Consider the following 25,210-nt stretch of genomic DNA (forward strand, 5'->3'; position numbering starts at 1 on the left):
TCATGGGGTGTTGTCTTTCAAGGCTTGCTGGCGCGCGGTTTCTCGATACAGCTGGTCGCGGCCGCTCTCGTATGGGCGTGGCCATTGCAGGGCACGCGTTTGCAGCTTGGCGGCCTCGTGCAGCGTCCAGGCCGGGTCGGCCAGGTGAGGGCGGGCCACCGCGCAGAGGTCGGCGCGGCCGGCGGCGATGATGCTGTTGGCGTGGTCCGCTTCGCTGATCGCGCCCACCGCCATGGTCAGGATGCCGGCCTCGTTGCGCACGCGGTCGGCGAACGGCGTCTGGTACATGCGGCCATACACCGGCTTGGCCGCGCGCGTGGTCTGGCCCGAGGACACGTCGATCACGTCGCAACCGGCGGCCTTGAACAGGCGCGCGATTTCCACCGCGTCGTCGGGCGTGTTGCCGCCGGGCGCCCAGTCGTGCGCGGAGATGCGCACGCTCATGGGCCGGTCCTGTGGCCACACGGCGCGCATGGCGGAAAACACCTCCAGCGGGTAGCGGCAGCGGTTCTCCAGTGAGCCGCCGTATTCGTCGGTGCGCTGATTGGTCAGCGGGCAGATGAAGGCCGAGAGCAGGTAGCCGTGCGCGGCGTGCAGTTCGAGCCAGTCGAAGCCGGCGGCGGCGGCGCGGCGGGTGGACTCGACGAAGGCGGCGGTGAGCGCATCCATGTCGGCACGGGTCATCGCGCGCGGCACCTGGTTCTGCGGGCCGTAGGGCACGGCGCTGGCCGACATCACGGACCAGTTGCCGGACTCCAGCGGTTCGTCGATGCGCTCCCAACCCAGCTGCGTGGAGCCCTTGGGTCCACTGTGGCCGAGCTGGATGCCGATGTGCGCGTGGCTGCCGTGCGTGAAGTGCACGATGCGCTCAAAGGCGGCTTGCTGCACATCGTTCCACAGACCGGGGCAACCGGGCGTGATGCGGCCTTCGGGCGTGGGGCTGGTCATCTCCACCATCACCAGCGCCGCGCCACCGAGCGCGCGCGCGCCCAGGTGCACCAGGTGGTAGTCGCCCACCGCGCCGTCCACCGCGCTGTACTGCGCCATCGGCGAAACGACGATGCGGTTTTTGAGCGTGAGGCCGCGCACGGTGAGTGGCAGCAGCATCGGTGGTGTCGGGTGTTTTTTTACCGGCGTGCCGGGCTGAGCTTGGTTCTGCAACCAGGCCTCATAGCCTTCAAGCCACGTTGCATCGCGCAGTCGCAAGTTCTCGTGGCTGATGCGCTGGCTGCGCGTGAGCAGCGAGTAGGCAAACTGCTCCACCTCCATGCCGGTGTAGCGGTCCACGTTCTCGAACCACTCGGTCGAGTTGCGCGCGGCGTTCTGGATCTTGAGCACCTCCACGCTGCGGCGCGCTTCGTAACCCTGCAGCACCTCGGCCACATCGGCGTTGGCGTGGCGCGTGAATTCATTGGCCAGGTCGATCGCGTCTTCAAGTGCGAGCTTGGTGCCGCTGCCGATGGAGAAGTGGGCGGTGTGGGCGGCGTCGCCCATGAGCACGATCGGTGTGCGCCGCGCCGCGCGATCCGGCGCCGGGCCGCCCCAAGCCGGATCAGCCCCCTCGGGGGGCAGCGACCCGCGCAGCGGCGGAGCATGGGGGCGAACATCCTGCCAGTGCACCCAGGTCTTGCAGATCACGCGTGGGAAGCGGATCCAGTTGGCCGAGCCACGCAGGTGCTGCGCATTGCTGATGAGCGCGTGGCCTTCCAGCCGATCGGCGAAGAGCTTCTCGCAGAACGCCACGCCTTCGGCCTGTTCCATCTGGTCGATGCCGTGCGCCTTCCACACCGCTTCGGGTGTTTCCACGATGAAGGTCGAGGTTTCGCCGTCGAATTTGTAGGCATGCGCCTGGAACCAGCCGTGCTCGGTCTGCACAAAGTCGAACGTGAAGGCGTCGAAGGTCTTCTTGGTGCCGAGCCAGACGAAGCGGCATTCGCGCGTGTCGATGTCGGGCTGGAAGGTCTCGGCGTAGCGGGTGCGGATGCGGCTGTTGAGGCCGTCGCTGGCGATCACCAGATCGGCGTTGTACTGGGCGGCCAGCGCCTGGTCGTCGGTCACGTCGGTCTCGAACACCAGGTGGACACCCAATGCCAGGCAACGGTCCTGCAGGATGTTGAGCAGCTTCTTGCGCCCGATGCCGCAGAACCCATGACCGCCCGAACGCACGCGGCCACCCTTGTAGAAGACCTCGATGTCGTCCCAGTGGTTGAACGCCTCGCCAATGAGCGTGGCCGACTCCGGATCGGCCGCGCGCAGATTGCCGAGCGTCTGATCCGACAGCACCACGCCCCAGCCGAAGGTGTCGAACGGCCGGTTGCGTTCGACCACCGTCACAGTGAGCGATGGATCACGCCGCTTCATCAGCAAGGCGAAGTACAGGCCGGCGGGGCCACCGCCGATGCACAGGATCCGTTGAAGCGGCGAGTCTGAAGTGTTCATGTCTAATTAGTTTAGACTTGAATTATTCAGTTTCAATCGGGTTTACCCCAACCTTGCCTGTACCGATGCCCGTATGGAGTACTTTGGTGCAACAATGAAACGCAGCCCAAGGAGGTTCCTTTATGTCCGTGTACCGATTCAAATCCCGCGAAACCGGCGACCTGGTGATGCTGAAGCAGCACGGCAAGCGCTTGTTGGAAATTCTCGGCAAAGACCCCTCGGGGCCAGGGGTCGTGATGCATCAGCAGATGCCGGCCGCCATCCAGGCCATCCGCGATGCCATCGTGCTTGAAGAGGCTGAACAGAAGAGGCTTCGCGAAGAAGCCGCTGCGCGCGGAGACGTACCGCCGGAGTTCGATCAGGTCAGCCTGCGCATGCGCAGCGCGCCATTCATCGAGATGATGCAGCGCTGCGAAAAAGCGGGCGTGGACATCGTTTGGGGGGTCTAGAGAAGCCACCCCCCGCGCGGCTTCGCCGCTCCCCCCTCTGCTGCGCGAGGGGGGAGCACCCTGCGGCCCGGCGGAGCCGGTTCCGTGGGTGCCCTGGGGTAAAGGCACGTGCTCCGGAGAGACTGCCTCGGCTATCTCCGGAGCGAGACGATCCCACCCAGAGATGCCACGGAACCGGCTCCGCCGGGCCGTAGGCATCGCCCCCTTGAGGGGGTCGCGCAAAGCGCGGCGGGGGTGCTCCTCTTTCGGGGGTCAATCAACCTTGGCGCCAGAGGCCTTCACCACCGGCGCCCACTTCGCAATTTCGGCTTCGATCAGCTTGGCAAACTCCTGGGGCGTGTTGCCGCTGGGGATGGCGCCTTGCGCCACGAGCCGCTCTTTCACCGCGGGCAGGCCCAGCGCCTTGGCGGTTTCCTGTTGCAGGCGGTTCACCACCTCGGGCGGGGTGCCGGCGGGTGCCAGCAGGCCGAACCAGGAGCTGGCTTCGAAGCCCGGCAGTGAACCGGCTTCGGCCACCGTGGGCGTGTCGGGCAGCGCGCTGGAGCGCACCGCGCTGGTCACGGCAAAGGCTTTCAGGCCGCCGGCCTGGATGTGCGGCATGGCCGAAGGCAGGTTGTCGAACATCACGTCCATGGCGCCGCCGAGCATGTCGGTCATGGCCGGACCCGATCCGCGGTAGGGGATGTGCGTCATGAAGATGCCGGTGCGCGACTTGAACAGCTCGCCCGCCAGGTGGATCGAGGTGCCGTTGCCGCTGGACGCCATGTTGAGCCGACCGGGGCGGGACTTGGCGTACTTCACGAAGTCGGCCACGCTGTTGATGCCGAGCTCCTGCGCGCGTTTGGTGTTCATCACCATCACGTTGGGCACGCCGGCCACCAGCGTGATGGGGGCGAAGTCTTTCTGCGGGTCGTAGGGCAGTTTCGAGTAGAGCGATTTGTTGATGCCGTGCGTGCCCACCGTGCCCATGAGCAGGGTGTAGCCGTCGTTCGGTGCTTTGGCCACCAGGTCGGCGCCGATGTTGCCTCCGGCGCCTGCGCGGTTTTCCACCACCACCGGCTGGCCGAGTGCCTTGGTGAGTTCGGGCGCCAGCGTGCGCGCCAGGATGTCGGTGGTGCCACCCGGTGCAAAAGGCACCACGATGCGGATGGGCTTGCTCGGCCAGGCTGTCTGGGCGGCCACCAGGCCAGGAAGGGTGGTGGCGGCAACGGCCAGTGCGACCAGGGTGCGACGGGAAAGATTCATGGTTGTCTCCGGCTCAGGTTGTCTATTTGCGGTTGCAGGCGCTCCTGGGTGCGGATGCCCAAGGCTTGCGCCGCGGCGTTGGCATGGCTGACCACACCATGGGCCAATGTACTGGCTGCTTGTCCGATGCACGCACTCGTGTGCGACACCGTGCAGGCCGCGAGGTTGTGCGTTTGCAGAAATTCCAGGCCCGCGATGCCGGCAGCGTCCCGACCCACACCCGCGTCGCTGAAGACCGAGAGCAGCGGCCGGACCGCCAGCGCATAGCGCGCCGAACTCAAGCCCCCGTGCGAGCCGCTCAAAGCAATGCAGCCCGCATCAGCGGGCTGCAGTTCGGTGATGGAGTCGATGACGCGGATGGCGATCACGAGGTGCCTCCACTCAGAGACACCGAGGGTCCGGCTCCGCCGGCCCAAGGTGTCGTCCCCTTGAGGGGACGGCGCAGAGCGCCGCAGGGGTGTTCAACAGTTCAGTCGGCGAACTGGCCGGCTGCGTCGATGACGGTCTTGAGCTTGGTGATCTCGTTGGCCACGAAAGCCTTGTGACCAGCGGGGGTGACGCGGTTGTCGTTCACCACGAGGGCGCCCAGGTCTTCCTGGCTCTTGATGAACTCGGGGTCCTTCAGGGCCACCTGCAGTGCGTCGTTGAGCTTCTTGGTCACGTCGGCTGGCGTGCCCTTGGGCGCGTACAGACCGTGCCAGATGGTCAGGTTGAAGTCCTTGAGCCCCATTTCCTGCAGCGACGGGTAGTCCTTGAGCAGCTTGTGCTTGGACAGCGGCTTGGCCGTGGTCACGGCGAAGGCCTTCACGCGGCCGGCTTCGATCTGCGCGGTGGTGTTGGTGGTCTGGTCACACATCACGTCCACCTGCCCGCCGATCAGGTCGTTCATGGCCGGGCCCGTACCGCGGTAGGCGATGGTGGTCATGGACTTGTCGAGCTTCACGGCCGACTGCCACATCAGGCCGCAGATGTGGGAGGCTGAACCCAGCCCGGCGTGGGCCAGGTTGAGCTTGCCGCCGTTGGCGCGGATGTACGACTCGAAGTCGCGGTAGGTGTTGGCATTGAGCTTGTTGGTGCCCAGCAGGGTCATGGGCACGTCGTTGATCAAGCCCAGGTACTCGAAGTCTTCGAGTGGCTTGAACTGCTGTTTGCGGTACAGGCTGGTGGTGGCTGCCATGCCGATGTGCCAGACCAGCAGGGTGTAGCCGTCCGGGTTGGCGCGGGCCACCTTGGTGCCGGCGATGGTGCCGCCTGCACCAGCGGCGTTTTCCACCACGATGTTGGCGCCGCCCAGGGGCTTGCGCATGGCTTCGGCCAGACGGCGGGCCACCAGGTCGGTGGGGCCGCCGGCGGCGAAAGGCACCACGAACGTGATGGGTTTCGCGGGGAAGGCCTGCGCAAATGCGCCGGCAGATACGGTGGCAGCCAAAGCGACAACAAGCAGTTTTTTCATGGAGATCTCCATCTGGGTTAAGTGAACCCCCGGATGGTATCCCTCACATCACAGCAGGAAATCGCGGAAATTACTTAGCTGAGCGCCTGGGAAAACCCTCTGCTGCGCTGCAGCCAGGGCCACCGCGCGACCGATGGGCCTTCGGCCATCACTGGTAGCTGCGCGCGTCCTCGATCACCTTGCCGTCGTTGGGCAGGCTGCCGGGTGGCACGAGCTGCACATCGCCGCGCAGTTTGGTGACATCGCGCACCGCGACCGCGATCAGCTCGCGCAGCGTGTCGTCGGCCTCGGTGGCCTCGACCTTCAGGCACATCTGGTCGTTGGCCATCTCCCCGCTGATCACCAGGCGCGCCTTGTTGACCTGCGGAAAACGCCGGGCAATGTCGGCCACCTGGGAGGCGTGCACGAACATGCCCCGCACCTTGGTGGTCTGGTCGGCCCGGCCCATCCAGCCCTTGATGCGCTGGGCGGTGCGGCCCGTGGGGCAATGGCCGGGCAGGATGGCCGAGAGATCACCCGTGCCGAACCGGATCAGCGGGTAGGCCGCGTTGAGCGTGGTCACCACGAGTTCACCCACCTCGCCATCGGGCACGGGATCGCCCGTGCCGGGCCGAACGATCTCGACGATCACCCCTTCGTCGAGCACCAGACCCTGGCGGGCCTGCGTTTCGTAGGCCACCAGACCCAGGTCGGCCGTGGCGTAGGTCTGGTACACGTCCAGGCCCTGTTCCTTGAACCAGGCGGTCAGGCTGGGCGGACAGGCCTCACCGCCGACCGATGCCTTGGTGAGGCTGCGGATGTCGACGCCGGCATCCCGGGCTTTCTCCAGCAGGATGCGCAGGAAACTCGGTGTGCCGGTGTAGGCGGCGGGCTTGAGGTCCACCATGGCGTCCAGCTGTTGCTCGGTCTGGCCGGTGCCGGCCGGGAACACGGTGCAACCCACCGCGTGTGCGCCCGATTCCAGGATGAAGGCCCCGGGTGTCATGTGGTAGCTGAAGCTGTTGTGCACCAGTTCGCCGGCACGAAAACCCGCGGCGAACAACGCTCGGCCGGCGCGCCAGTAGTCGCGCCCCGCGCCTTCGGGTTCGTAGATCGGCCCGGGGCTGGCGAACACGCGCGACATGGCCGGGCCACGCACCAGCGCGGCAAAGCCACCAAAGGCGTCGCCGCCTTGTGCACGCGATGCCTTCTGGCGCTCCAGCAGCTCGCTCTTGCGCGTGACCGGCAAGCGGGCGAGTGCTTCGCGGCTGGTCACGGCCGCTGCGTCGACGCCGCGCAAGATCTCGGCAAACGCCGGGCTGTGGCGTTGCGCGTGCGCGATCTGCAAAGGCAGCGAGGCCATCTGCTCGGCCTCGCGCTGATCGGAGGACCGCGTTTCAAGAGCGTCGAAAAACTCGTTCATCGCCATTCCAGTTGAGAGAAGTGTCTGTTTCAGAGACACCGCGGATCCGGCTTTGCCGGTCCGCAGGTGTTGCCCCCTTGAGGGGGTGACGCGCCGACGGCGCGGCGCGGGGGTGGGCCATTCAGGCCAACCACCGCTTCCTGCGCTTGTAGCTTTTCACGTCCTTGAAGTTCTTGCGCTCGCCACCGCCCATGCCGAGGTAGAACTCTTTCACGTCCTCGTTGTTGCGCAGCTCGCTGGCCAGACCGTCCATCACGATGCGCCCGCTCTCCATGATGTAGCCATAGTCGGCGTACTTCAGCGCCATGTTGGTGTTCTGCTCGGCCAGCAGGAAGGTGACCTTCTCCTTCTGGTTCAGGTCTTTCACGATCTCGAACACCTCCTCGACGATCTGCGGTGCCAGGCCCATGGAGGGCTCGTCGAGCAGCATCACGCTGGGGTTGGTCATGAGGGCGCGGCCGATGGCGCACATCTGCTGTTCACCGCCCGAGGTGTAGGCGGCCTGGCTGGTGCGCCGGGTTTTGAGGCGCGGGAAGTAGGTGTAGACCTTCTCCAGGTTGCGCGCGATCTCGCCCTTGTCCTTGCGGGTGTAGGAGCCGGTCATCAGGTTCTCTTCGATGGTGAGGTGGGCGAAGCAGTGCCGACCTTCCATGACCTGCACCACACCGCGGTGGACCAGGTCGGAGGTGCTCAGGTTCTCGATGCGCTCGCCGCGCAGCTCGATGCTGCCCTTGGTGACTTCGCCGCGCTCGGCCTTGAGCAGGTTGGAGATGGCGCGCAAGGTGGTGGTCTTGCCCGCGCCGTTGCCCCCGAGCACGGCGGCGATCTTGCCTTCGGGCACGTTGAGCGAAACGCCCTTGAGCACCAGGATCACGTGGTTGTAGATGACCTCGATGCCGTTGACGTTGAGGACGGTGTTGGGTGTCGTCATGGTGTGTTCCTTGGAAGCCATTTGAAAGACGCGGCACGCCGGTCTTTCAGATGGCGGCTGGCAAGCCAGCCGCGAGAGATCAACACCCGCCGCGACTGCGGTGCCTCCTTCCAGAGACACCGCGGGTCCGGCTCCGCCGGCCCCAGGTGTCGCCCCCCTCCCGCCGAAGGCGAGAGAGGGGGGGAGGCGCCGAAGGCGACGCGGGGGGTGATTCCGATCAGCTCTGGCAGTCCGCGCCGGTGCGGCGGGTCAGCTTTTTCTCGGCTGCGTACTTGTCGGCCGCGGCCTTGACCATGGGTTTGATGATCTGCTCATCGGCCTGGTACCAGTCGCTGGTGAAGCCCCACTTGGTGCCGTCCCAGGTGTGGATGCGGGCCCAGGCAGCGCCCATGTGGTCCTGGCAGCTGGTGGAGATCGGGCGCATCACGCCTTTGAAGCCCAGCGCGTCGAGCTTGGCTTGCGTGAGGTTCAGGTTCTCGTAACCCCAGCGGGCCTGTTCGCCCGTCATGACCTTGCCCTTGCCGTACTTCTCCTGGGCCTGGCGCACGCCCTCGACCGCGAACATGGAGCTCATCAGGCCGCGCATGTAGAGCACGTCGCCGACCTCATCCTTCGGTCCGGTGCCCTGGCCCTTGGCGTGCACCTTTTCCAGGATTTCCTTGACCACGGCGGCGCCCTTCTCGGTGCCATGCTGCATGGTGATGGCGTTGTAGCCCTTGGCACCCGCGCCCACGTCCTTCACGTCGGGCTCCGCACCGGCCCACCACACGCCGTACATCTGCTCGCGCGGATAACCCGTGGCCTGGGCTTCCTTCAGTGCAGTGGAGTTCATGACACCCCAGCCCCAGTTGAGCACGTAGTCAGGCTTGTCGCGGCGAATCTGCAGCCAGGTGGCCTTTTGTTCCACGCCCGGGTGGGTCACGGGCAGCAGGCTCAGCGAGAAGCCGTGCATGGACGCACGTTCCTGCAGCAGGGGAATGGGTTCCTTGCCGTAGGGGCTGTCGTGATAGACCAGTGCAATCTTCTTGCCCTTGAGCTTGTCGTAGCCGCCTTCCTTCTTGGCGATGTGCTGGATCAGCACGTCGGCCGCCACCCAGTAGGTGCCTGCGATCGGGAAGTTCCACTTGAACACGCCGCCGTCGGCGGATTCGCTGCGGCCATAGCCCGCTGTGATCAGCGGGATCTTGTCGCCAGGGGCTTTTTCGGTCAGGGCGAAGGTGATGCCGGTGGACAGCGGCTGGAACACGGTCGCGCCACCGTTCTTGCCTTTGAGGCGCTCGTAGCACTCCACGCCGCGGTCGGTGGCGTAGCCGGTTTCGCATTCTTCAAACGAGACCTTCACGCCGTTGATGCCGCCGCGCGCATTGACCAGCTTGAGGTAGTCGGCAAAGCCGTTGGCAAAGGGCACGCCGTTGGGCGCGTAGGCGCCGGTGCGGTACACCAGCGAGGGGAAGAATTGTTCCTTGTCTTGCGCCATGGCGCTCGGTGCTACCAGCGCAGCGGACACACCCGCGCAAGCGATGGACACGGACAGAATCAGATTTCGCATTTTCATTTCGTTGTCTCCTAATAAAAATCAAACACACACCAACACAAAACCCATGATGACCTTTGAATGCCGGACGGCCCGCGCCGTTCCGAACTCAGTGCGGGAAAGGCCAGAGCCGCAACTTCTGTTTGGCGATGCTCCAGAGCTTGGCCAGGCCGTGGGGCTCGACGATGAGGAACCAGACGATGAGGGCGCCGAAGACCATGAATTCGGTGTGTGAGACGGCCGCGGTGGAGATCTCCACGCCCACCAGGGCGCCCAGGGCGGGCAGGAACTGGTTGAGGAAGATGGGCAGCACGACGATGAAGGCCGCGCCGAAGAAGCTGCCCATGATCGAGCCCATGCCGCCGATGATCACCATGAAGAGCAACTGGAAGCTGCGGTCGATGGAGAAGGCCGCGGGCTCCCAGGAGCCCAGGTGCACGAAGCCCCACAGGCCACCGGCCACGCCGATGATGAAGGAGCTCACGGCGAAGGCGCTGAGCTTGGCGTACATGGGACGGATGCCGATGACGGCGGCGGCCACGTCCATGTCGCGGATGGCCATCCACTCGCGCCCGATCGCCGAGCGCACCAGGTTCTTGGCCAGCAAGGCGAAGACCACCAGGAAGCCCAGGCAGAAAAGGTACTTCTCCATGGGCGTGTTGATGGTCCAGCCCAGCACGTTGAGGTTGGAGACCGAGACCGAGCCGGAGGCGGTGTTGTTGGTGAACCAGCCGATGCGCAGGAACGCCCAGTCGCAGAAGAACTGCGCGGCCAGTGTGGCCACGGCGAGGTACAGCCCTTTGACGCGCAGGCTGGGGATGCCGAAGAAGATGCCCACCAGCGTGGCGAAGAAGCCCCCCGAGAGCAGGGCGATGATCACGGGCATGCCCTCGATGCGCACGTAGGTGTTGTAGGCCATGTAGGCGCCCACGGCCATGAAGGCGCCCGAGCCCAGGCTGATCTGCCCGCAGTAGCCCACCAGGATGTTCACCCCCAGCGCGGCCAGCGCCAGGATCAGGAAGGGGATGAGGATGGCGCGGAACATGTACTCATCGACCAGCAGCGGCACGCCGATGAAGGCAAAGGCGATGAAGGCCAGGATGACCCAGCGGTCCTGCGCGATCGGGAAGATCTGCTGGTCGGCGCGGTAGGAGGTCTTGAATTGACCGTTTTCACGATAGAACATGGCGGGCTTTCTTCTTGTTCTGTTTCAGACGCGGTCAATGATTTTTTCGCCGAACAAGCCCTGCGGCCTGAACAGGAGAAACACCAGCGCGAGCACATACGCGAACCAGATCTCGATACCGCCGCCCACATAGGGGCCCAGATACACCTCGGAGAGCTTCTCGCCCACGCCGATGATCAGGCCGCCGATGATGGCGCCGGGCACCGAGGTCAGGCCGCCCAGGATGATCACGGGCAGGGCGCGCAGGGCCACCGTGGTGAGCGAGAACTGCACACCCAGCTTGGAGCCCCAGATGATCCCGGCCACGAGCGCCGTGATGCCGGCGACGAACCAGACGATGACCCAGATGCGGTTGAGCGGGATGCCGATGGATTGGGCGGCCTGGTGGTCGTCGGCCACCGCGCGCAGCGCGCGCCCGGTGCTGGTCTTCTGGAAGAACAGCGAGAGCACGGCCACCAGCAGGGCGGCCACGCAGGCCGCGTACACGTCTTCGAGGTTGACCAGCACGCCGCCTTCGAAGGTGCCCTCGAACAGGAAGACCGGGTCCTTGGGCATGCCCACGTCGATCTGGTAGATGTCCGAGCCGAAGATGGTCTGGCCCAGGCCGTCGAGGAAGTAGGTGATGCCCAGCGTGGCCATCAGGAGCGTGACACCTTCCTGGTTGACCAGGTGGCGCAGCACCAGGCGCTCGATCAGCCAGGCCAGCACGAACATGAGCGCACCGGCCATGACGAAGGCGATCAGGTTGCCCAGGAACTTGTCTTCGATGCCCAGCCAGCCCGGCACCCAGCCCGAGAAGCGCGCCATGGCCAGCGCTGCGAACAGCACCATGGCGCCTTGCGCGAAGTTGAACACGCCCGAGGCCTTGAAGATCAGCACGAACCCCAGCGCCACCAGCGAATACAGCATGCCGGCCATCAGGCCGCCGAGCAATGCTTCCAGGAAAAATGCCATGACTATCTCCCCCCCGTTGCTTGCTCACTGCGTGTAGCCGCATCCCCCCTCCAGGGGGCGATGTCTGTGGCCCGGCAAAGCCGGTTCCATGACATCCTGTGCTGGGGCTTCTTCATGCGATGGTTTGTGGTGTTCTGCTGCATGGTTGTGGAGTCCATCAATGTGAAGTGCCGAGGTAGGCGCTGATGACTTCTTCGTTGGAGCGCACCTCTTCGGGCGTGCCGTCGCCGATCTTCTTGCCGTAGTCCAGCACCACCACGCGGTCGGAGATGTCCATCACCACGCCCATGTCGTGCTCGATCAGCACGATGGTGGTGCCGAACTCGTCGTTCACATCCAGGATGAAGCGGCTCATGTCCTGCTTCTCCTCCAGGTTCATGCCGGCCATGGGTTCGTCCAGCAGCAGCACCTGCGGCTCCATGGCCAGGGCGCGCCCCAGGTCCACGCGCTTTTGCAGGCCGTAGGGCAACTGGCCCACCGGGGTCTTGCGGTGCGCCTGGATCTCCAGGAAGTCGATGATGTGTTCGACGAACTCGCGGTTCGCCTCTTCTTCCTTCTGCGCCCCACCGATGCCGAAGGGGTTGCGAAACGCCTGCGCAAAGAGGTTGCTTTTGATGCGCAGGTTGCGCCCGGTCATGATGTTGTCGATCACGCTCATGCCCTTGAAGAGCGCGAGGTTCTGGAAGGTGCGCGCGATCCCCATCTCGGCCACCTGGCGGCTGTTCATGTGCTTGAAGGTCTGGCCCCGAAAGCTGATCGAACCCTCCTGCGGCTGGTACACGCCGTTGATGCAGTTGAGCATGGAGCTCTTGCCCGCGCCGTTGGGCCCGATGATGGCGCGCACCTCGTGCTCGCGCACGTCAAAGCTGATGTCGGTGAGCGCCTTGACGCCACCGAAGCGCAGGCTGATGTTGTGCACGTCCAGGATGACGTCGCCGATTTTTTTGCTCATGGGTGGTCTGTGTGGTGCTTCAGGCGGCGGCTTTCACCGGGGCAAAGGTCTTGGCGTCACCCAGCTTGAGCGTGGCGTTGACCGAGCCGCTGCGCCCGTCCTCGAACTTCACCTGGGTCTCGATGTACTGCTCGGTCTTGCCGCTGTAGAGCGCATCGACCAGCGCGGCGTAGCGCTCGCTGATGAAGCCGCGGCGCACCTTGTTCGTGCGGGTGAGCTCACCGTCGTCGGCGTCCAGTTCCTTGTGCAGCACCAGGAAACGGCTGATCTGGCTGCCCGCGAGCAGCTCGTCGCGCGAGAGGTCGGCGTTGACCTTCTCCACGCAGTCGCGGATGAGTTCGTAGACCTCGGGCTTTTGCGCCAGGTCGGTGTAGCCGGCGTACGAGAGGTTGCGCCGCTCGGCCCAGTTGCCCACCGCCTCGAAGTCGATGTTGAGCATCACGCAGACCCGATCGCGCTTGTCGCCCAGGGCCACGGCCTCCTTGATGTACGAGAAGAACTTGAGTTTGTTCTCCACGTACTTGGGCGCGAACATGGCGCCATCAAAAGCGCCACCCAGCAGGCGGCCCACGTCCTTCACGCGGTCGATGATCTTCAGGTGCCCCGAGGCGTCGATGAAGCCGGCATCACTCGTGTGGTACCAGCCGTCCGCGCTGAGCACCTCGGCCGTGGCGCTCGGGTTCTTGTAGTAGCCCTTCAAGAGGCCGGGCGACTTCACCAGGATCTCGCCGCTCTCGCTGAGCTTGATCTCCACGCCTTCGCAAGGCACGCCAACGGTGTCGGCGCGCGCTTCGTGGTCGGGCTGCAGGCAGACGAAGACGGCGGTCTCGGTGGAGCCATAGAGTTGCTTGAGGTTGACGCCGATGGAGCGGTAGAAGGAGAAGAGGTCGGGCCCGATGGCCTCACCCGCGGTGTAGGCCACGCGCACGCGGCTCATGCCGAGGTTGTTGCGCAGCGGGCCATAGACGAGCCAGTCGCCCAGTTGGTACTTGATCGAATCCACCAGACCGATGGCCTTGCCGTCCATGCGGGTGGGGCCCACGCGGCGCGCCACGTCCATGAAGTAATGGAACATGCCGCGCTTCAAGGCCCCCGCGTCTTCCATGCGGATCATCACGCTCGTCAAGAGCCCTTCGAACACGCGTGGCGGCGCGAAGTAGTAGGTCGGGCCCACTTCCTTCAGGTCGATGGTGACCGTGGCACCGGACTCCGGGCAGTTCACCACGTAGCCAGCCACCAGCCACTGGGCGTAAGAAAAGATGTTCTGCCCGACCCAGGCCGGTGGCAGGTAGGCCAGCACCTCGTCAGCGGGGGTGAGCTTGTCGAAGCGCGCGCCCACATCGGCGCGGTTGATCAGCGAGTGGTGGGTGTGCACCACACCCTTGGGGTTGCCGGTGGTGCCGCTGGTGAAGAACATGGCGGCCACGTCGTCGGGCTGGCCGGCGGCCACTTGCTCGCGAAACAGCTGCGGGTGCGCCTGGGCGTGCGCCTGGCCCGCGGCGATCAGCTCTTCCATGCCACCGAGGCCGGGCTGGCTGTAGTTGCGCAGGCCACGTGGGTCGTCGTAATAGATGTGAGAGAGCTGCGGGCACTGCTCGCGGATCTCCAGCATCTTGTCGACCTGTTCCTGGTCTTCCACCACGCAGAAACGCACCTCGGCGTTGTTGATCGGAAAGACACACTCGCCGCCCACCGCGTCCTGGTACAGCGGGACGGGAATGGCGCCCAGCGACTGCGCGGCCAGCATGGTGGCGTAGAGCCGGGGGCGGTTGGCACCGATCACGACCATGTGTTCGCCGCGCTGCAGGCCGGCCTGATGCAACCCGCAGGCAAGGGCTTCGACCAGCCGGGCCATGTTGCTCCAGCTGGTGGTCTGCCAGATGCCGTATTCCTTCTCGCGCATCGCCGGCGCGTCGGGGCGGCGCTGGGCGTGGTCCAGCAGCAGCTGGGGGAACGTCGTGTGCATGTGTGTCTCCTGGGCCGGTCCGGGCCGCCGGCATTTGACTGTCCTTCTTGGGACACTCATTGATGAAGCGGATCGTATGACTTCGTTTGACGTCATGTTGTCGGTACGACGACAATTGCGGGTCATCCCTCCTAGGACTTTCCCCTATGGGATGCCGCCTTTCACACCGCCATGAACCCCTTCGCCCCCCACCGTTCCGGCAACGATCTGCGGGACCGCGCGCGCGCCCCCACCGAGGCAGAGCTGGCCGAAATTCCCTGGCTGCAGCGCCTGACGCCCATTGAGCGGGCGCGTGCCGTGGACGCACTGGTGGTGGGTGAAGCCGACGCGGGCGACATCATCTGCCGCTTTGGCCGGCCGGTGACGTACTGGTTTGGTCTGGTGGATGGCCTGCTCAAGATGAGCAACGACGATTCCCAAGGCCCGGTGGTCACCTTCACCGGTGTGGCGCCCGGTGGCTGGTTTGGCGAGGGCACGGTGCTCAAGCACGAGCAGTACCGCTACAACATCCAGGCGCTGCGCAAGAGCCGCGTGGCCGGCCTGCCGGTGGAGACGTTCGATTGGCTGCTCGACCACTCGATCGGCTTCAACCGTTTCGTGATGTACCAGCTCAACGAGCGCCTGGGCCAGTTCATCGCCGCGCGCGAGATCGACCGCCTGGGCAGCCCCGACCTGCGCGTGGCACGCAACCTGGCCGCGCTGTTCCACCCGCTGCTCTCGCCCAACGTGGGCGGCATCCTGCGCATCACGCAGCAGGAACTGGCGTACCTGGTGGGCCTGTCGCGCCAGCGCACCAACGAAGCCCTGACCACGCTGGCAGCCAAGGGCTGGATCCGGGTGGAATACGGCGGCCTGCGCGTGCTCGATCTTGCCGCTCTCAGGTCCGGGCAATTGGATGAAGGATGATCGACCCATGACGACCGACAAACCCGCCCGCACGCTCAAGCTCAACCCGGGCGCAGCCAACAAGCCACCCGCCGATCCACGCGCGCCGCGCCGAGCGCCGGTGCGCCCACCCGGGCCGGCCCGCGCCAAGACCGTTTCGGCCTCGGCGCCCAAGCCGCCCCGTGAGCCGTCGCCGGGCTACGGCGCAAAGCGCGCCGGCCCCGAACGCGATCGCACCGAGCGCCCACGCTACGGGGCAGATGGACCACGCTCGGGCCCCGCAAACGCCCCGCGCGGTGATGACCGCGGCTGGAACGAGCGACCGGCGCCGCGCCGCACGGAGGAGCGCTTCGGACCCACTGATCGTCCGCAGCGCAGCCCCTCCGCCGCACCGCGCCCGCCCCAGCCCCACCGGCCCGATCTCGCCCGCGTGGGCAATGTGCGCGGTGAGGTGCGCCTCAACAAACGCATGGCCGACCTCGGCTTGTGCTCGCGCCGCGAGGCCGACGAGTGGATCGCGCGCGGCTGGGTGCTGGTCAATGGCGAGCCCGCCGTGATGGGCATGCCCGTGGCGCCCGATGCGCAGGTGGAGGTGCTGCCTCAGGCGCGACATCAACAGGCCGGGCAGGTCACGATCCTGCTGAACAAGCCGGTGGGTTACGTGAGTGGCCAGCCCGAAGACGGGCACGAGGCCGCGGCCACGCTGATCGGTGCACCGAGCCAGTGGCGCGGCGACGCCAAGACGCCGGCCGATGGCCGTCGCTTCGCGCCCGAGCACACGCGCGGCCTGGCCCCGGCCGGCCGACTCGACATCGACTCCACCGGCCTGCTGGTGCTCACGCAGGACGGCCGCGTGGCGCGCACGCTGATCGGCGAGAGCAGCGGCGTGGAGAAGGAATACCTGGTGCGCGTGCAGTTCGCGCCCAACGGTCCGCAGGGCGCGGGCGTGGTCGCTGAAAACGTGCAGGCGATTTTTCCGCCACACCAGTTGGCCCTGCTGCGCCACGGCCTGAGCCTGGAGGGCCAGGCCCTCAAGCCCGCGCAGGTGGAATGGCAAAACCCCGAGCAGTTGCGCTTTGTGCTGATCGAAGGCAAGAAACGCCAGATTCGCCGCATGTGCGAGCAGGTGGGCCTGCACGTGGTGGGCCTCAAGCGTGTGCGCATCGGCCAGGTGGTGCTGGGGAATCTGCCGGTGGGGCAGTGGCGGTATTTGGGGGCGGGGGAGGTGTTTTGAGTCCGTGCCGCAGACCAGTGGCCGGCATTGTGTAACAAAGCCGCCGGGAGGATACTGCGACTGTAAAAGATGAAACGGTACGCCACAGAGTCGCAAGGGTGAGGTCCGAGCTTTCGAGGTCGATGCCCATCAAACCGTGCTGAGGAGACTGCTCATGCTTGAGATGAAGGCACGCCTGCTGGTGAAGGGCCGCGCAAAGCATGACGATCGAATGGTGGAACACCTGGCTCGTGGCATCGCTGCGATCAGCTTGGCGCCTGGCTTGTTGCTGTGGCCGCTGCTGGATGCCATGGCGGACGACGCCGGCAGGCACGAATCGTCGGAGCGTCCGACGATGGATGTTGCCGGCATGGACATCGTGGACCTGGTCAACGTCAGGGTGTCCCCCTTCGAGGTTTCCACGCACCTGGACCAGGGCTACCGCGCCTCGAATTCGGTGTCCGGCTCTCGCTTCGACGCGCCGATCCGGGATTTGCCGTTCGCCATCCAGGCGTTCACCGAGTCCTTCATCCAGGACCAGAAGCCGCAAAACCTCTTCGACATCGCGCGCTACTCGCCGGGCGTCACCTACCGCAGCAACGACTTCAACGAGGGCAACGCCAACCTCGCCATCCGCGGCTTCGCCGTCAGCGCCACGCCGGGCAACGTTCAGGTTTTGCGCGATGGCTTCCATGGCCCCTCGATCTTCGATTTCACCAACATCTCGCGTGTGGAGGTCGTCAAGGGGCCGGCTTCGTTTCTCTATGGGCAAGTGGCTCCCGGTGGCATCGTCAATGTCATCACCAAAACCCCGCAGCGGACGTTCGCCGCCACCGCCGAAGCGCGCACGGGTTCCTACGGTCAATACCGGTTCGATGCCGACGTCACCGGGCCGGTAACGGAAACGCTGTTCTACCGGATCGCGGCTTCCCACGAGCAGGACATCGATTACTGGAAGCCCTACGACGCGCATTCCCGGAACTTCTCGCCCTCGCTGCTCTGGCGGCCCAGCGGCAGCGTCAGTGTTTCGCTCAAGTACGAAGCATTCGACAAGATCGAAACGCCGCAGGTCATGCAGAAGCCCGGCTACAACACCCAGGCCGGCATTGTGCCGACCGCGGCCGACCCCAATCTTTCCGGCGTCGACGTGCCCGGCCTGCCGGACAACTGGAACAGCATGTCCTACGCGGACTACCGTCGCAGCAAGACCAGAGCCCTGAGTTCATGGCTGGATTTCAAGGCGGATGATCACTGGAACCTGCGCGCTGGCTACTCCCGCCAGTCGTACGAGATCGATGCGCTTTTCTCCGGCAACCTCGGCATGGCCAACAACTCCACGCTCATGCAGGGCCGCCGCTTCAGGGGCCAGACCTACACCAATGTCGACGACACCTATGGGGCTCATGCCGTCGGCAAATACCAATTGGGCGAGACCAGCCTGCGCCTGCTTTTTGGCGGGCAATACAGCCGCCGCAGGTTCGACAACTGGGCCGCGCAGGCGCCCAACGACCCGGCGCTCGGCAGCGTTCCCACGGCGTCGCCGCTGCCGCTCTGGGACCTGAGCGATCCCGCCACCTGGAACCGCCATGTCGCGATCCCGCGCTCCGCGCTGACTGAAAACGCGACCGACACCACCACCGACTATGTGGACAGGTCGGTCTATGGTGGTTCAACCTTCGGCTTCTTCGGCGACAGCCTGCTCGTGCTCGCAGGATGGCGCAGAACCGCCACGGAAAGCCAGCTCGTCAATCACCTGACAGGCCTGTCCCAGGAAAAAATCAGCGCCAGCGCGGTCACCCCCCAATATGGCGTGCTGTACAAGTTCACGCCGGGTCTCGCGGTGTTCGCCTCCTACGCCGAGTCCTTCGTTCCCGGTACGCAAATCCTCAACAACCCCGATGGGACAAGCACGGCGGCCGAACCCACCCAGGGGCGCGGCTACGACATCGGTCTCAAGGCCGACCTGTTCGAGGGCCGTCTCTCCGGCACGCTCACCTTCTTCGACATCCGCAACAAGAACATCGTCAATGACCTGGCCGTCACGGATGCACTGGGCAATGTGGTCATCTACAACGTCCAGAGCGGCGAACAGCGCTCGCGCGGCTTCGAACTGGACACGACGGCCGCGCTGACCCAGAACTGGCAGCTGTATCTCTCCTACAGCCGCATGAAGGCCCGCATCACCGAGTTCAGCGGCAACGACGCGGCCATTCTTGCGCAGGACCCGACGACGCTCGATGCCTCCGGGCAGGCGAACTACAAGAACGTGCTGCGCTTCCACAACGCGCCCTTGCAGATGAGCGCGCCACATCTCGCCAACCTCTGGACGCGCTACAACTTCACGCAGAAGGGCCTGCATGGGCTCTATGTCGTCGGCGGCGCCAACTTCGTGCGCGACCAGACGATCCTGCCGGACGGGCCGGCTTCGTCCCGCCAGACCTACACGCTCATCAACGCCGGCATCGGCTACGCGTGGCGGTCGTTTGGCCGGCGGATGAGTGTCGACCTCATGGGCAGGAACCTCACCGACGAGAAGTACCGGCCCTCGCAAAGCACGCGCGGACGCCCGCGCGAGTTCCTGCTCACATTTGTTGCACGGTTCTGATGGCGACGCCGAATCCATGAGAACCCTTTTCGCTCCGTGGGTCATCGCACTGCTGTGCATGCTGCATCTGCCTGGTCTGGTCGCCAGCCAGGAGTTGGCGCCGGCCAACCCGAACCGGGTCAAGGCGGCATTCCTGCGCAATTTCGCCCACTACGTCCGCTGGCCGGCCGAGGCGTTTCCTCACAGCAGCACGCCCTGGCACATCTGTGTCCTGGGGCCGGATCCTTTTGGCGACATTCTGGAAACGAGCTTGCAGGGCCGCAAGGAGCAGGGACGCTCATTTGAAGTCTTTCGCGCCGAAGCACTGGATCAACTGCCGTCGTGCCAGATTGTTTTTCTCGCCTACAAGGACGATGCCCGGCGTCGTGCCGTCCTCGACAAGTTGAAGAACAAGCCGGTCCTGACCGTGGGCGACGCACCGGAGTTTCTGCGCGAAGGGGGAACCATCCGCTTTCAGGTCGACGACAGGGTGCGCCTGGGCATCAACCTTGACCAGGCCCGGGTCGCGGAGTTGGTCATCCAGACACGCATGCTGGAGGTCTCCAGCGAGGTGCTCGACAACGGCGTTGTCCGGAAGATGAGGTAACCCATGTTTCGCCATCTGAGCATTCACAACCGACTCGCGTTGGTACTCTGGGGAACGGCCCTGTTGGCGTTCGTCGCGGCGGGCGCCGGGTCGCTGCTCTATCAAACCCTGACCCTGGAATCTCGCGCCCGGCAGATCATGGAACCCTATGCGCAAATGGTCGCCGTCGGTACAGACGCCGCCGTCGCCTTCGCAGACCCCGTGCGGGCGCAGGAAATACTTGATACCTTGCGTGCCAATCCACAGATTCGGGAGGCGGAAATCATCCTGGACGACGGGCGCCGTCTGGCCAGCTTCGGCCGTGCCCCGGATGCCGGGCCGCAGCCGTTGTCAGAAAAGCCGGACGGCATCTACCTCGGCTCCAATGCCGCCCAACTGCTGCAAGGTCTGCCGAAAGGAGGGCGCCTGCGCATCAGCATGGGCCTGGAGCAACTCAATGCGCAGACGCATCAGGCCATGTGGGTGTTTGGCGCCGGCATGCTCGTTTTGCTCGTCGCCACGCTGGTCCAGATGGCGGTGCTGCGGCGAACGATCGTGCGTCCCATCGCGTCGCTCACCGAAGCGACCGAACGGGTCCGCGCCCGGGCGGATTACATGCACCGCATCCCGGTCGCTGGCACCGACGAGCTTGCACGCCTCGGTCAGAGCTTCAACGCCATGCTCGACGGCATCCAGCAGCGGGAAGACGACTTGCGCCGACTGGCTGCCTTCCAGCGCACCATTCTGGCCAACGCGGCCTACGGCATCATCTCGGTCACCCCCGATGGCATCGTCACCAGCTTCAACCCGGCCGCCGAGCGTTTGCTGGGTTACACCGTTGACGAGGTGGCCGGAAAGCAGACGCCTGCGCTTTGGCACGATCCACAAGAGGTGGCGCAGCGTGCCCGGGAGTTGTCCACGGAACTGGGCGAGACGATTGCGCCAGAATTCGAGGTGTTTGCCGCCCGCCCGCGCCGCGGCCTGCCCGAAGAAGGGGAGTGGACCGTCACGCGCAAGGACGGGACTCGCGTGCCGGCGAACCTTTCCGTCACCGCATTGCGAGACCAGGGCGGCCGCATCACGGGATTCGTGGGTCTGATCTACGATCTCACCGAGCGCAAACAGGTGGAAGAAGAAGTCCACAAACTCAACCAGGAGCTTGAACAGCGCGTCGCAGAACGCACGGCCCAGCTGACAGAGGCCAACAAGGAACTGGAAGCCTTCGCTTACTCCGTTTCTCACGATCTGCGCTCGCCGCTGCGGCACATCGACGGATTTCTCGGCTTGCTTCGGGAGCGATCGGACGTCACATTCGATGCGCAGAGCCAGCATTACATGGACACCATAGCCAAGGCCGTCAAACGCATGGGTGAATTGATCGACGATCTGCTTTCTTTCTCGCGCATGGGCCGCCAGGCAATGACGATGGCGCCCGTCGATCTGGACGCCGTGGTGAAGGACGTCATCCACGAATTCGAGCCGGAAGCCAAGGACCGGGCCATCCATTGGCGCATCGGGGAATTGCCGGTGGTCGTCGGCGACGGCGCCATGCTGCGGGTCGTGCTGGCCAATCTGATTTCAAACGCCCTGAAATTCACCCAGACGCGTGAGCAGACGGTCATCGAGATCGGCTGCTTGCCTGACAAGTCCGGTCACGACAACGAAACGGTCGTCTTTGTGCGGGACAACGGCGTCGGCTTCGACATGCGATACGCCAACAAGCTGTTCGGCGTCTTCGAACGCCTGCACAGTCTCAATGAATTCGAGGGCACAGGCATCGGCCTGGCCAACGTGCACCGCGTCATTTCACGAAACGGTGGAACGACATGGGCCGAAGGCAAGGTCGACGGGGGCGCGACCTTTTTCTTTTCGCTCCCACGGGACAAACCCATGGCGGCACAGATCGCCCCGGGCAAGTCCACAGCGTCTCAAACATCTCCCCCGCGCGAGGGCTTGGTTGCACCAGTCGGAAGTGAGACGAGATGACCCGCGCCAAACCCTCCGCCACCCGACAGGCCGTGCTGCGCCACCTGCGGCCCAGTGACCTGCAAGCTGCGGTGCGGCTGGCCACCCAGGCCACCACTGGCGTGATCGGCATTGCCGAAGGCGTGCACCAGTCGGTGCGCCGCAAGATGGGCCTGTCGGCGGGCACCGAACTGGATCGCACCGGCGGCCTCACGGGCCAGATCTACCGCGGTATCCGCAGCGTGACGGCGATGGTCGGCCACGGGCTGGACGGCGCCCTCTCGACCCTGCTGCCACTGCTGGACGACCCTTCAACCCACCCCGAGCCGTCGCCCGGGCGCGAAGCGGTGCTGGCCGCGCTCAACGGCGTGATGGGGGACCGCCTGCTGGCGCAGAACAATCCGCTGGCCCAACGCATGGAATTGAGGCTGGCCGGGCAGGCCCTGCCCATGGACCGGCCCACCCATCTGCGACAAAGGCTGGCGGGGGCCTCGCCCCACCTGCTGCTGCTGGTGCATGGCCTGTGCATGAACGACACGCAATGGCAACGCGGCGGCCACGACCACGGTGCCTTCCTGGCGCAAAAACTGGGCTGCACGCCGGTGTACGTGCGCTACAACAGCGGCCTTCACACGTCCATCAATGGCCGCGAGCTCGCCGGTCAACTCGAACGCCTGGTGGCGCAGTGGCCGGTGATCGAATCCATCACTGTGCTCGGCCACAGCATGGGCGGGCTGCTGGCGCGCGCGGCCGTGTTCCACGGCCGACAGATGGGCCACCACTGGCCAGCGCACCTCAAGCACCTGATTTTTCTGGGCACACCGCACCACGGCGCGCCGTTGGAACGCGCCGGGCATGGCGTGGATGTGCTGCTCGCCGCCTCACCCTTCACCCTGCCGTTCACCCAGCTGGGCATGCTGCGCAGCGCCGGCATCACCGACTTGCGCCACGGCCACGTGCTGGACGCCGACTGGCAGGGGCGCGGCCGCTTTGAATCGGCCGCCGACCACCGCACGCCCCTGCCCCTGCCCGAAGGCGTGGCCTGCTTCACCGTGGCCGCCACACTCGCCCCACAGCGCGGCCTGCTGGCCGACCGGCTCACCGGCGACGGCCTGGTGCCGCTGCGCAGCGCGCTCGGCCAGCACGATGAAGCCGCGCGCCGGCTGGTGTTTGCCAAAGACAGCCAGCGCACGGTCTACCGCACCGGCCACCTGGAGCTGCTCTCCAGCCCGGTGGTGGCGCAGCAGCTGGTGCAGTGGCTGGCGCCATCGCCCTGAGGGGTGGCCGCGCAAGGCAGGGCCCGGCCGGTCTGCGTCAGAAGGTGACGACGATCTTTCCGAAGGCGCCACGGGCCAGATGGTCCAGCGCGGCGGACAGGTCGCTGGACGCATAGGTGGCGGCGATGGTGGGCGTGAGCCGGTTCACGTCGATGGCGCGCACCAGGTCTTCCAAGGCGCGACGGTGACCCACGCTGATGCCTTGCAGCACGGTCTGGTGGCGGATGAGCGGGTAGGCGGATGTGCTCATGCGGTCGCCATCCAGCACGCCAATGACCGACAGCCGCCCGCCCGGCGCCAGGGCCTGCACCGAGCGCTCCACGTTGGCGCCGCCGACCAGCTCCAGCACGTGGTCGGCACCTTGGCCGCGGGTCAGTTCGTGCAGTTCGGCAACCCAGTCGCCATCACGCGCCAGCGCATGGGTGGCGCCCAACGCCAGCACCTGCGCACGCTTGCCGGCGTCGCCTGACACCACTACCGTGCGCGCGCCGTGCAGGCGCGCCAGTTGCAGGCCAAACAGCGCGACGCCGCCGGTGCCGTGAATCAGCACGGTCTGGCCTGCGCGCAGGGCACCTTGTTCAATCAGGGCAAACCAGGCGGTCAGAGCCGCGCAGGGCAAGGTGCTGGCCTGCGCGGGGCTCAGCGTGGCGGGCGCCGCCGTGACCCATTGGGCGTCCAGCAGCATGTGGGTGGCCAGCACGCCTGGGCCGGGTCCGCCCAGGGGAAAGACGTCGGGCGAGGGCTTGCCGTCGCTCCAGCCGGCGAAAAAGGTGCTGATCACCTCGTCGCCCGCGCGCCAGCGCTTCACACCGTCGCCCACGGCCAGCACGCGCCCCGCCATGTCGGAGCCGGGCGTCCAGGGTGCGGTGAAGGGCATGCCCATGCCGTTGTCGATCATCAACAGATCGCGGTAGTTGAGCGAAGCGGCGGCCACCTGCACCAGGATCTGGCCCGCCCCGGGGGTGGGCATGGGTTCCTGGACGAGCGTCAGGTGTTGGCGGCCATAGGCGTTGAGTTGCCAGCGAGAAAGGGTGGGAGGCGTGTCGGTCATGAGGGATGGATTGAAGGATCTGGAACCAGCGATCGATGCTATTGGTTCCAGTTGTGACCGTGTGGTGGATAATTTTCCGAACAATGTTGAGCGGAGGTCGCCAATGAGCGAACGGTTTCGGGGCGTGGAAGAGTTCGTGGCGGCCGTGGAGGCGGGCAGCTTTGCGCAGGCGGCGCAGCGCCTGCACATCACGCGCTCGGCGGTGGCCAAGAGCATTTCGGTGATGGAGTCGCGCCTGGGTGTGCGGCTGTTCCACCGCACCACCCGCAGCCAGAGCCTGACCGACGAAGGCGCCGCCTGCTTTGAGCGTTGCCGTCGTGCCTTGCAGGAACTGGAGGCCGCACGGCAGGAAATCGACGCGGGCCGGCTGGTGCCCACCGGGCGGGTGCGCGTGTCCCTGCCCGACGTGGTGGGGCGCCGGTGTGTGGTGCCATTGCTGCTGGAGCTGGCGCAACAGCACCCCGAACTGGTGCTGGAGGTGTCGCTGAATGACCGGCGTGTCGACCTGGTGGAAGACGGGGTGGACGTGGCGCTGCGCAGCGGCGCACTGCCTGACAGCGCGGTGCTGTCCGCGCGCCCGGTCGGGTACCAGTGGATGGGGCTGTATGCGGCGCCGGTCTATCTGGCGGCCAGGGGCCGGCCCACGGGTCTGGCAGATCTGCGCGCCCAACAGCCGACGCACCGATTCATCGTGTATGGCCGCGCCGGCGCCACCGGTTTGTGGCGGTTCGGACAAGGTGAACGGGCTGAAGACACGCTGCACATTCCCGCACCGGCCATGGTGTTCGACAGCATCGAGGCCATGTGCGCGGCGGGCGTGGCCGGGCTGGGCCTGGTGCGCCTGCCGAAATGGCTGGTGGCGCAGGCCGTGGCATCCGGGCAATTGCTGCAGGTGTTCGACGAGCCGGAGCCGTTCGGCTTTCCCTTGCACCTGCTGTGGCCACACAGCCGGCGCCTGCCCTTGAAGACCCGGGTGGTGCTGGACCTGCTCGGGCAACGCTTGCCCGCGCTGCTGGCGGCCCCTTGAAACCGTGCTGGCCATCGCCATCTGAATGCCGCCCTGGAGATGTCGACATGTCCGGGGTCCGCGTGCCGGTGCCAGAATGCCGGTCCGCGCGATGCGCTATTCGATCCGGTG

At 65.7% G+C, this 25,210-nt stretch carries 20 protein-coding genes; 8 read left to right on the top strand and 12 right to left on the bottom strand.

The features are described from left to right. On the bottom strand, positions 1-2,439 hold the full coding sequence (locus tag V6M63_RS10775) for a bifunctional salicylyl-CoA 5-hydroxylase/oxidoreductase (RefSeq protein ID WP_332741646.1): 2,439 nt from the start codon (positions 2,437-2,439) through the stop codon (positions 1-3). A 122-nt stretch (positions 2,440-2,561) separates the two neighbouring features. Here V6M63_RS10775 and V6M63_RS10780 point away from each other — a divergent pair, with 122 nt between their 5' ends. After that, positions 2,562-2,888 (top strand): DUF1840 domain-containing protein, encoded by a 327-nt coding sequence (locus V6M63_RS10780; RefSeq protein ID WP_332741647.1) that lies wholly within the window; start codon positions 2,562-2,564, stop codon positions 2,886-2,888. A gap of 252 nt (positions 2,889-3,140) precedes the next feature. Here V6M63_RS10780 and V6M63_RS10785 read toward each other — a convergent pair whose 3' ends face one another. The 10 genes from V6M63_RS10785 to V6M63_RS10830 all read right to left on the bottom strand — a co-directional run bounded on the left by V6M63_RS10785 (position 3,141) and on the right by V6M63_RS10830 (position 14,511). Continuing rightward, a complete protein-coding gene (locus V6M63_RS10785) occupies positions 3,141-4,133 on the bottom strand; it encodes a Bug family tripartite tricarboxylate transporter substrate binding protein (RefSeq protein WP_332741649.1) in 993 nt (330 codons plus the stop codon). Then, positions 4,130-4,501 (bottom strand): hypothetical protein, encoded by a 372-nt coding sequence (locus V6M63_RS10790; RefSeq protein WP_332741651.1) that lies wholly within the window; start codon positions 4,499-4,501, stop codon positions 4,130-4,132. Before V6M63_RS10790 ends, V6M63_RS10785 begins: the two co-directional genes overlap by 4 nt. Positions 4,502-4,602: 101 nt before the next feature. Further along, on the bottom strand, positions 4,603-5,586 hold the full coding sequence (locus V6M63_RS10795; RefSeq protein ID WP_332741652.1) for a tripartite tricarboxylate transporter substrate-binding protein: 984 nt from the start codon (positions 5,584-5,586) through the stop codon (positions 4,603-4,605). Between the two features lie 148 nt (positions 5,587-5,734). Further along, positions 5,735-6,988, bottom strand: coding sequence for a phenylacetate--CoA ligase family protein (locus V6M63_RS10800; RefSeq protein WP_332741654.1), 1,254 nt, complete (start codon positions 6,986-6,988; stop codon positions 5,735-5,737). Positions 6,989-7,109: 121 nt separating this feature from the next. Then, on the bottom strand, positions 7,110-7,919 hold the full coding sequence (locus V6M63_RS10805) for an ABC transporter ATP-binding protein (RefSeq protein WP_332741656.1): 810 nt from the start codon (positions 7,917-7,919) through the stop codon (positions 7,110-7,112). 217 nt (positions 7,920-8,136) lie between these two features. Then, positions 8,137-9,474, bottom strand: coding sequence for an ABC transporter substrate-binding protein (locus tag V6M63_RS10810; RefSeq protein ID WP_332741658.1), 1,338 nt, complete (start codon positions 9,472-9,474; stop codon positions 8,137-8,139). An 88-nt stretch (positions 9,475-9,562) separates the two neighbouring features. After that, complete coding sequence (locus V6M63_RS10815) at positions 9,563-10,639, bottom strand: branched-chain amino acid ABC transporter permease (protein WP_332741659.1); 1,077 nt, start codon at positions 10,637-10,639, stop codon at positions 9,563-9,565. Positions 10,640-10,663: 24 nt separating this feature from the next. Beyond that, positions 10,664-11,593, bottom strand: a complete 930-nt coding sequence (locus V6M63_RS10820; RefSeq protein WP_332741661.1) for a branched-chain amino acid ABC transporter permease — start codon at positions 11,591-11,593, stop codon at positions 10,664-10,666. 157 nt (positions 11,594-11,750) lie between these two features. After that, positions 11,751-12,545: an ABC transporter ATP-binding protein gene (locus V6M63_RS10825; protein WP_332741663.1), complete on the bottom strand. Its 795-nt coding sequence runs from the start codon at positions 12,543-12,545 to the stop codon at positions 11,751-11,753. Between the two features lie 19 nt (positions 12,546-12,564). Next, positions 12,565-14,511 (bottom strand): AMP-dependent synthetase/ligase, encoded by a 1,947-nt coding sequence (locus V6M63_RS10830; RefSeq protein ID WP_332741665.1) that lies wholly within the window; start codon positions 14,509-14,511, stop codon positions 12,565-12,567. A 171-nt stretch (positions 14,512-14,682) separates the two neighbouring features. Here V6M63_RS10830 and V6M63_RS10835 point away from each other — a divergent pair, with 171 nt between their 5' ends. The 6 genes from V6M63_RS10835 (at position 14,683) to V6M63_RS10860 (ending at position 23,021) form a co-directional block, all read left to right on the top strand. Continuing rightward, positions 14,683-15,417 (top strand): Crp/Fnr family transcriptional regulator, encoded by a 735-nt coding sequence (locus V6M63_RS10835; protein WP_332741667.1) that lies wholly within the window; start codon positions 14,683-14,685, stop codon positions 15,415-15,417. Positions 15,418-15,424: 7 nt separating this feature from the next. Continuing rightward, positions 15,425-16,630: a pseudouridine synthase gene (locus V6M63_RS10840; RefSeq protein WP_442909574.1), complete on the top strand. Its 1,206-nt coding sequence runs from the start codon at positions 15,425-15,427 to the stop codon at positions 16,628-16,630. A 154-nt stretch (positions 16,631-16,784) separates the two neighbouring features. Continuing rightward, complete coding sequence (locus V6M63_RS10845) at positions 16,785-19,214, top strand: TonB-dependent siderophore receptor (RefSeq protein WP_332741669.1); 2,430 nt, start codon at positions 16,785-16,787, stop codon at positions 19,212-19,214. 16 nt (positions 19,215-19,230) lie between these two features. Continuing rightward, positions 19,231-19,800: a YfiR family protein gene (locus V6M63_RS10850; RefSeq protein WP_332741671.1), complete on the top strand. Its 570-nt coding sequence runs from the start codon at positions 19,231-19,233 to the stop codon at positions 19,798-19,800. A 3-nt stretch (positions 19,801-19,803) separates the two neighbouring features. Beyond that, on the top strand, positions 19,804-21,765 hold the full coding sequence (locus V6M63_RS10855) for a PAS domain S-box protein (protein WP_332741673.1): 1,962 nt from the start codon (positions 19,804-19,806) through the stop codon (positions 21,763-21,765). Beyond that, positions 21,762-23,021 carry an esterase/lipase family protein gene (locus V6M63_RS10860; RefSeq protein WP_332741675.1) on the top strand — a complete coding sequence of 420 codons (1,260 nt, stop codon included), beginning with the start codon at positions 21,762-21,764 and terminating at the stop codon, positions 23,019-23,021. Before V6M63_RS10855 ends, V6M63_RS10860 begins: the two co-directional genes overlap by 4 nt. Before the next feature lie 37 nt (positions 23,022-23,058). On the opposite strand, the gene V6M63_RS10865 is transcribed toward V6M63_RS10860, so the two are convergent. Continuing rightward, entirely contained in the window at positions 23,059-24,072 is a 1,014-nt protein-coding gene (locus tag V6M63_RS10865) for a zinc-dependent alcohol dehydrogenase family protein (protein ID WP_332741677.1), read from the bottom strand. Positions 24,073-24,175: 103 nt separating this feature from the next. On the opposite strand from V6M63_RS10865, the gene V6M63_RS10870 reads away from it, so the two are divergent. Next, the gene (locus V6M63_RS10870; protein WP_332741679.1) at positions 24,176-25,099 is read left to right on the top strand and encodes a LysR family transcriptional regulator; all 924 of its coding nucleotides are present in this window, start codon (positions 24,176-24,178) and stop codon (positions 25,097-25,099) included. Positions 25,100-25,210: the final 111 nt, after the last annotated feature.

It is taken from the genome of Hydrogenophaga sp. (genome assembly GCF_036675665.1).
Taxonomy (GTDB): domain Bacteria; phylum Pseudomonadota; class Gammaproteobacteria; order Burkholderiales; family Burkholderiaceae_C; genus Hydrogenophaga.

Bases quoted from the DNA above. Each gene is read 5' to 3' on its own strand.
- V6M63_RS10850 (WP_332741671.1), top strand. From the start codon at position 19,231: ATGAGAACCCTTTTCGCTCCGTGGGTCATCGCACTGCTGTGCATGCTG.
- V6M63_RS10830 (WP_332741665.1), bottom strand. From the start codon at position 14,511: ATGCACACGACGTTCCCCCAGCTGCTGCTGGACCACGCCCAGCGCCGC.
- V6M63_RS10815 (WP_332741659.1), bottom strand. From the start codon at position 10,639: ATGTTCTATCGTGAAAACGGTCAATTCAAGACCTCCTACCGCGCCGAC.
- V6M63_RS10825 (WP_332741663.1), bottom strand. From the start codon at position 12,545: ATGAGCAAAAAAATCGGCGACGTCATCCTGGACGTGCACAACATCAGC.
- V6M63_RS10860 (WP_332741675.1), top strand. From the start codon at position 21,762: ATGACCCGCGCCAAACCCTCCGCCACCCGACAGGCCGTGCTGCGCCAC.
- V6M63_RS10855 (WP_332741673.1), top strand. From the start codon at position 19,804: ATGTTTCGCCATCTGAGCATTCACAACCGACTCGCGTTGGTACTCTGG.
- V6M63_RS10820 (WP_332741661.1), bottom strand. From the start codon at position 11,593: ATGGCATTTTTCCTGGAAGCATTGCTCGGCGGCCTGATGGCCGGCATG.
- V6M63_RS10840 (WP_442909574.1), top strand. From the start codon at position 15,425: ATGACGACCGACAAACCCGCCCGCACGCTCAAGCTCAACCCGGGCGCA.
- V6M63_RS10870 (WP_332741679.1), top strand. From the start codon at position 24,176: ATGAGCGAACGGTTTCGGGGCGTGGAAGAGTTCGTGGCGGCCGTGGAG.
- V6M63_RS10810 (WP_332741658.1), bottom strand. From the start codon at position 9,474: ATGAAAATGCGAAATCTGATTCTGTCCGTGTCCATCGCTTGCGCGGGT.
- V6M63_RS10785 (WP_332741649.1), bottom strand. From the start codon at position 4,133: ATGAATCTTTCCCGTCGCACCCTGGTCGCACTGGCCGTTGCCGCCACC.
- V6M63_RS10780 (WP_332741647.1), top strand. From the start codon at position 2,562: ATGTCCGTGTACCGATTCAAATCCCGCGAAACCGGCGACCTGGTGATG.
- V6M63_RS10835 (WP_332741667.1), top strand. From the start codon at position 14,683: ATGAACCCCTTCGCCCCCCACCGTTCCGGCAACGATCTGCGGGACCGC.
- V6M63_RS10865 (WP_332741677.1), bottom strand. From the start codon at position 24,072: ATGACCGACACGCCTCCCACCCTTTCTCGCTGGCAACTCAACGCCTAT.
- V6M63_RS10795 (WP_332741652.1), bottom strand. From the start codon at position 5,586: ATGAAAAAACTGCTTGTTGTCGCTTTGGCTGCCACCGTATCTGCCGGC.
- V6M63_RS10775 (WP_332741646.1), bottom strand. From the start codon at position 2,439: ATGAACACTTCAGACTCGCCGCTTCAACGGATCCTGTGCATCGGCGGT.
- V6M63_RS10845 (WP_332741669.1), top strand. From the start codon at position 16,785: ATGCTTGAGATGAAGGCACGCCTGCTGGTGAAGGGCCGCGCAAAGCAT.
- V6M63_RS10800 (WP_332741654.1), bottom strand. From the start codon at position 6,988: ATGAACGAGTTTTTCGACGCTCTTGAAACGCGGTCCTCCGATCAGCGC.
- V6M63_RS10805 (WP_332741656.1), bottom strand. From the start codon at position 7,919: ATGACGACACCCAACACCGTCCTCAACGTCAACGGCATCGAGGTCATC.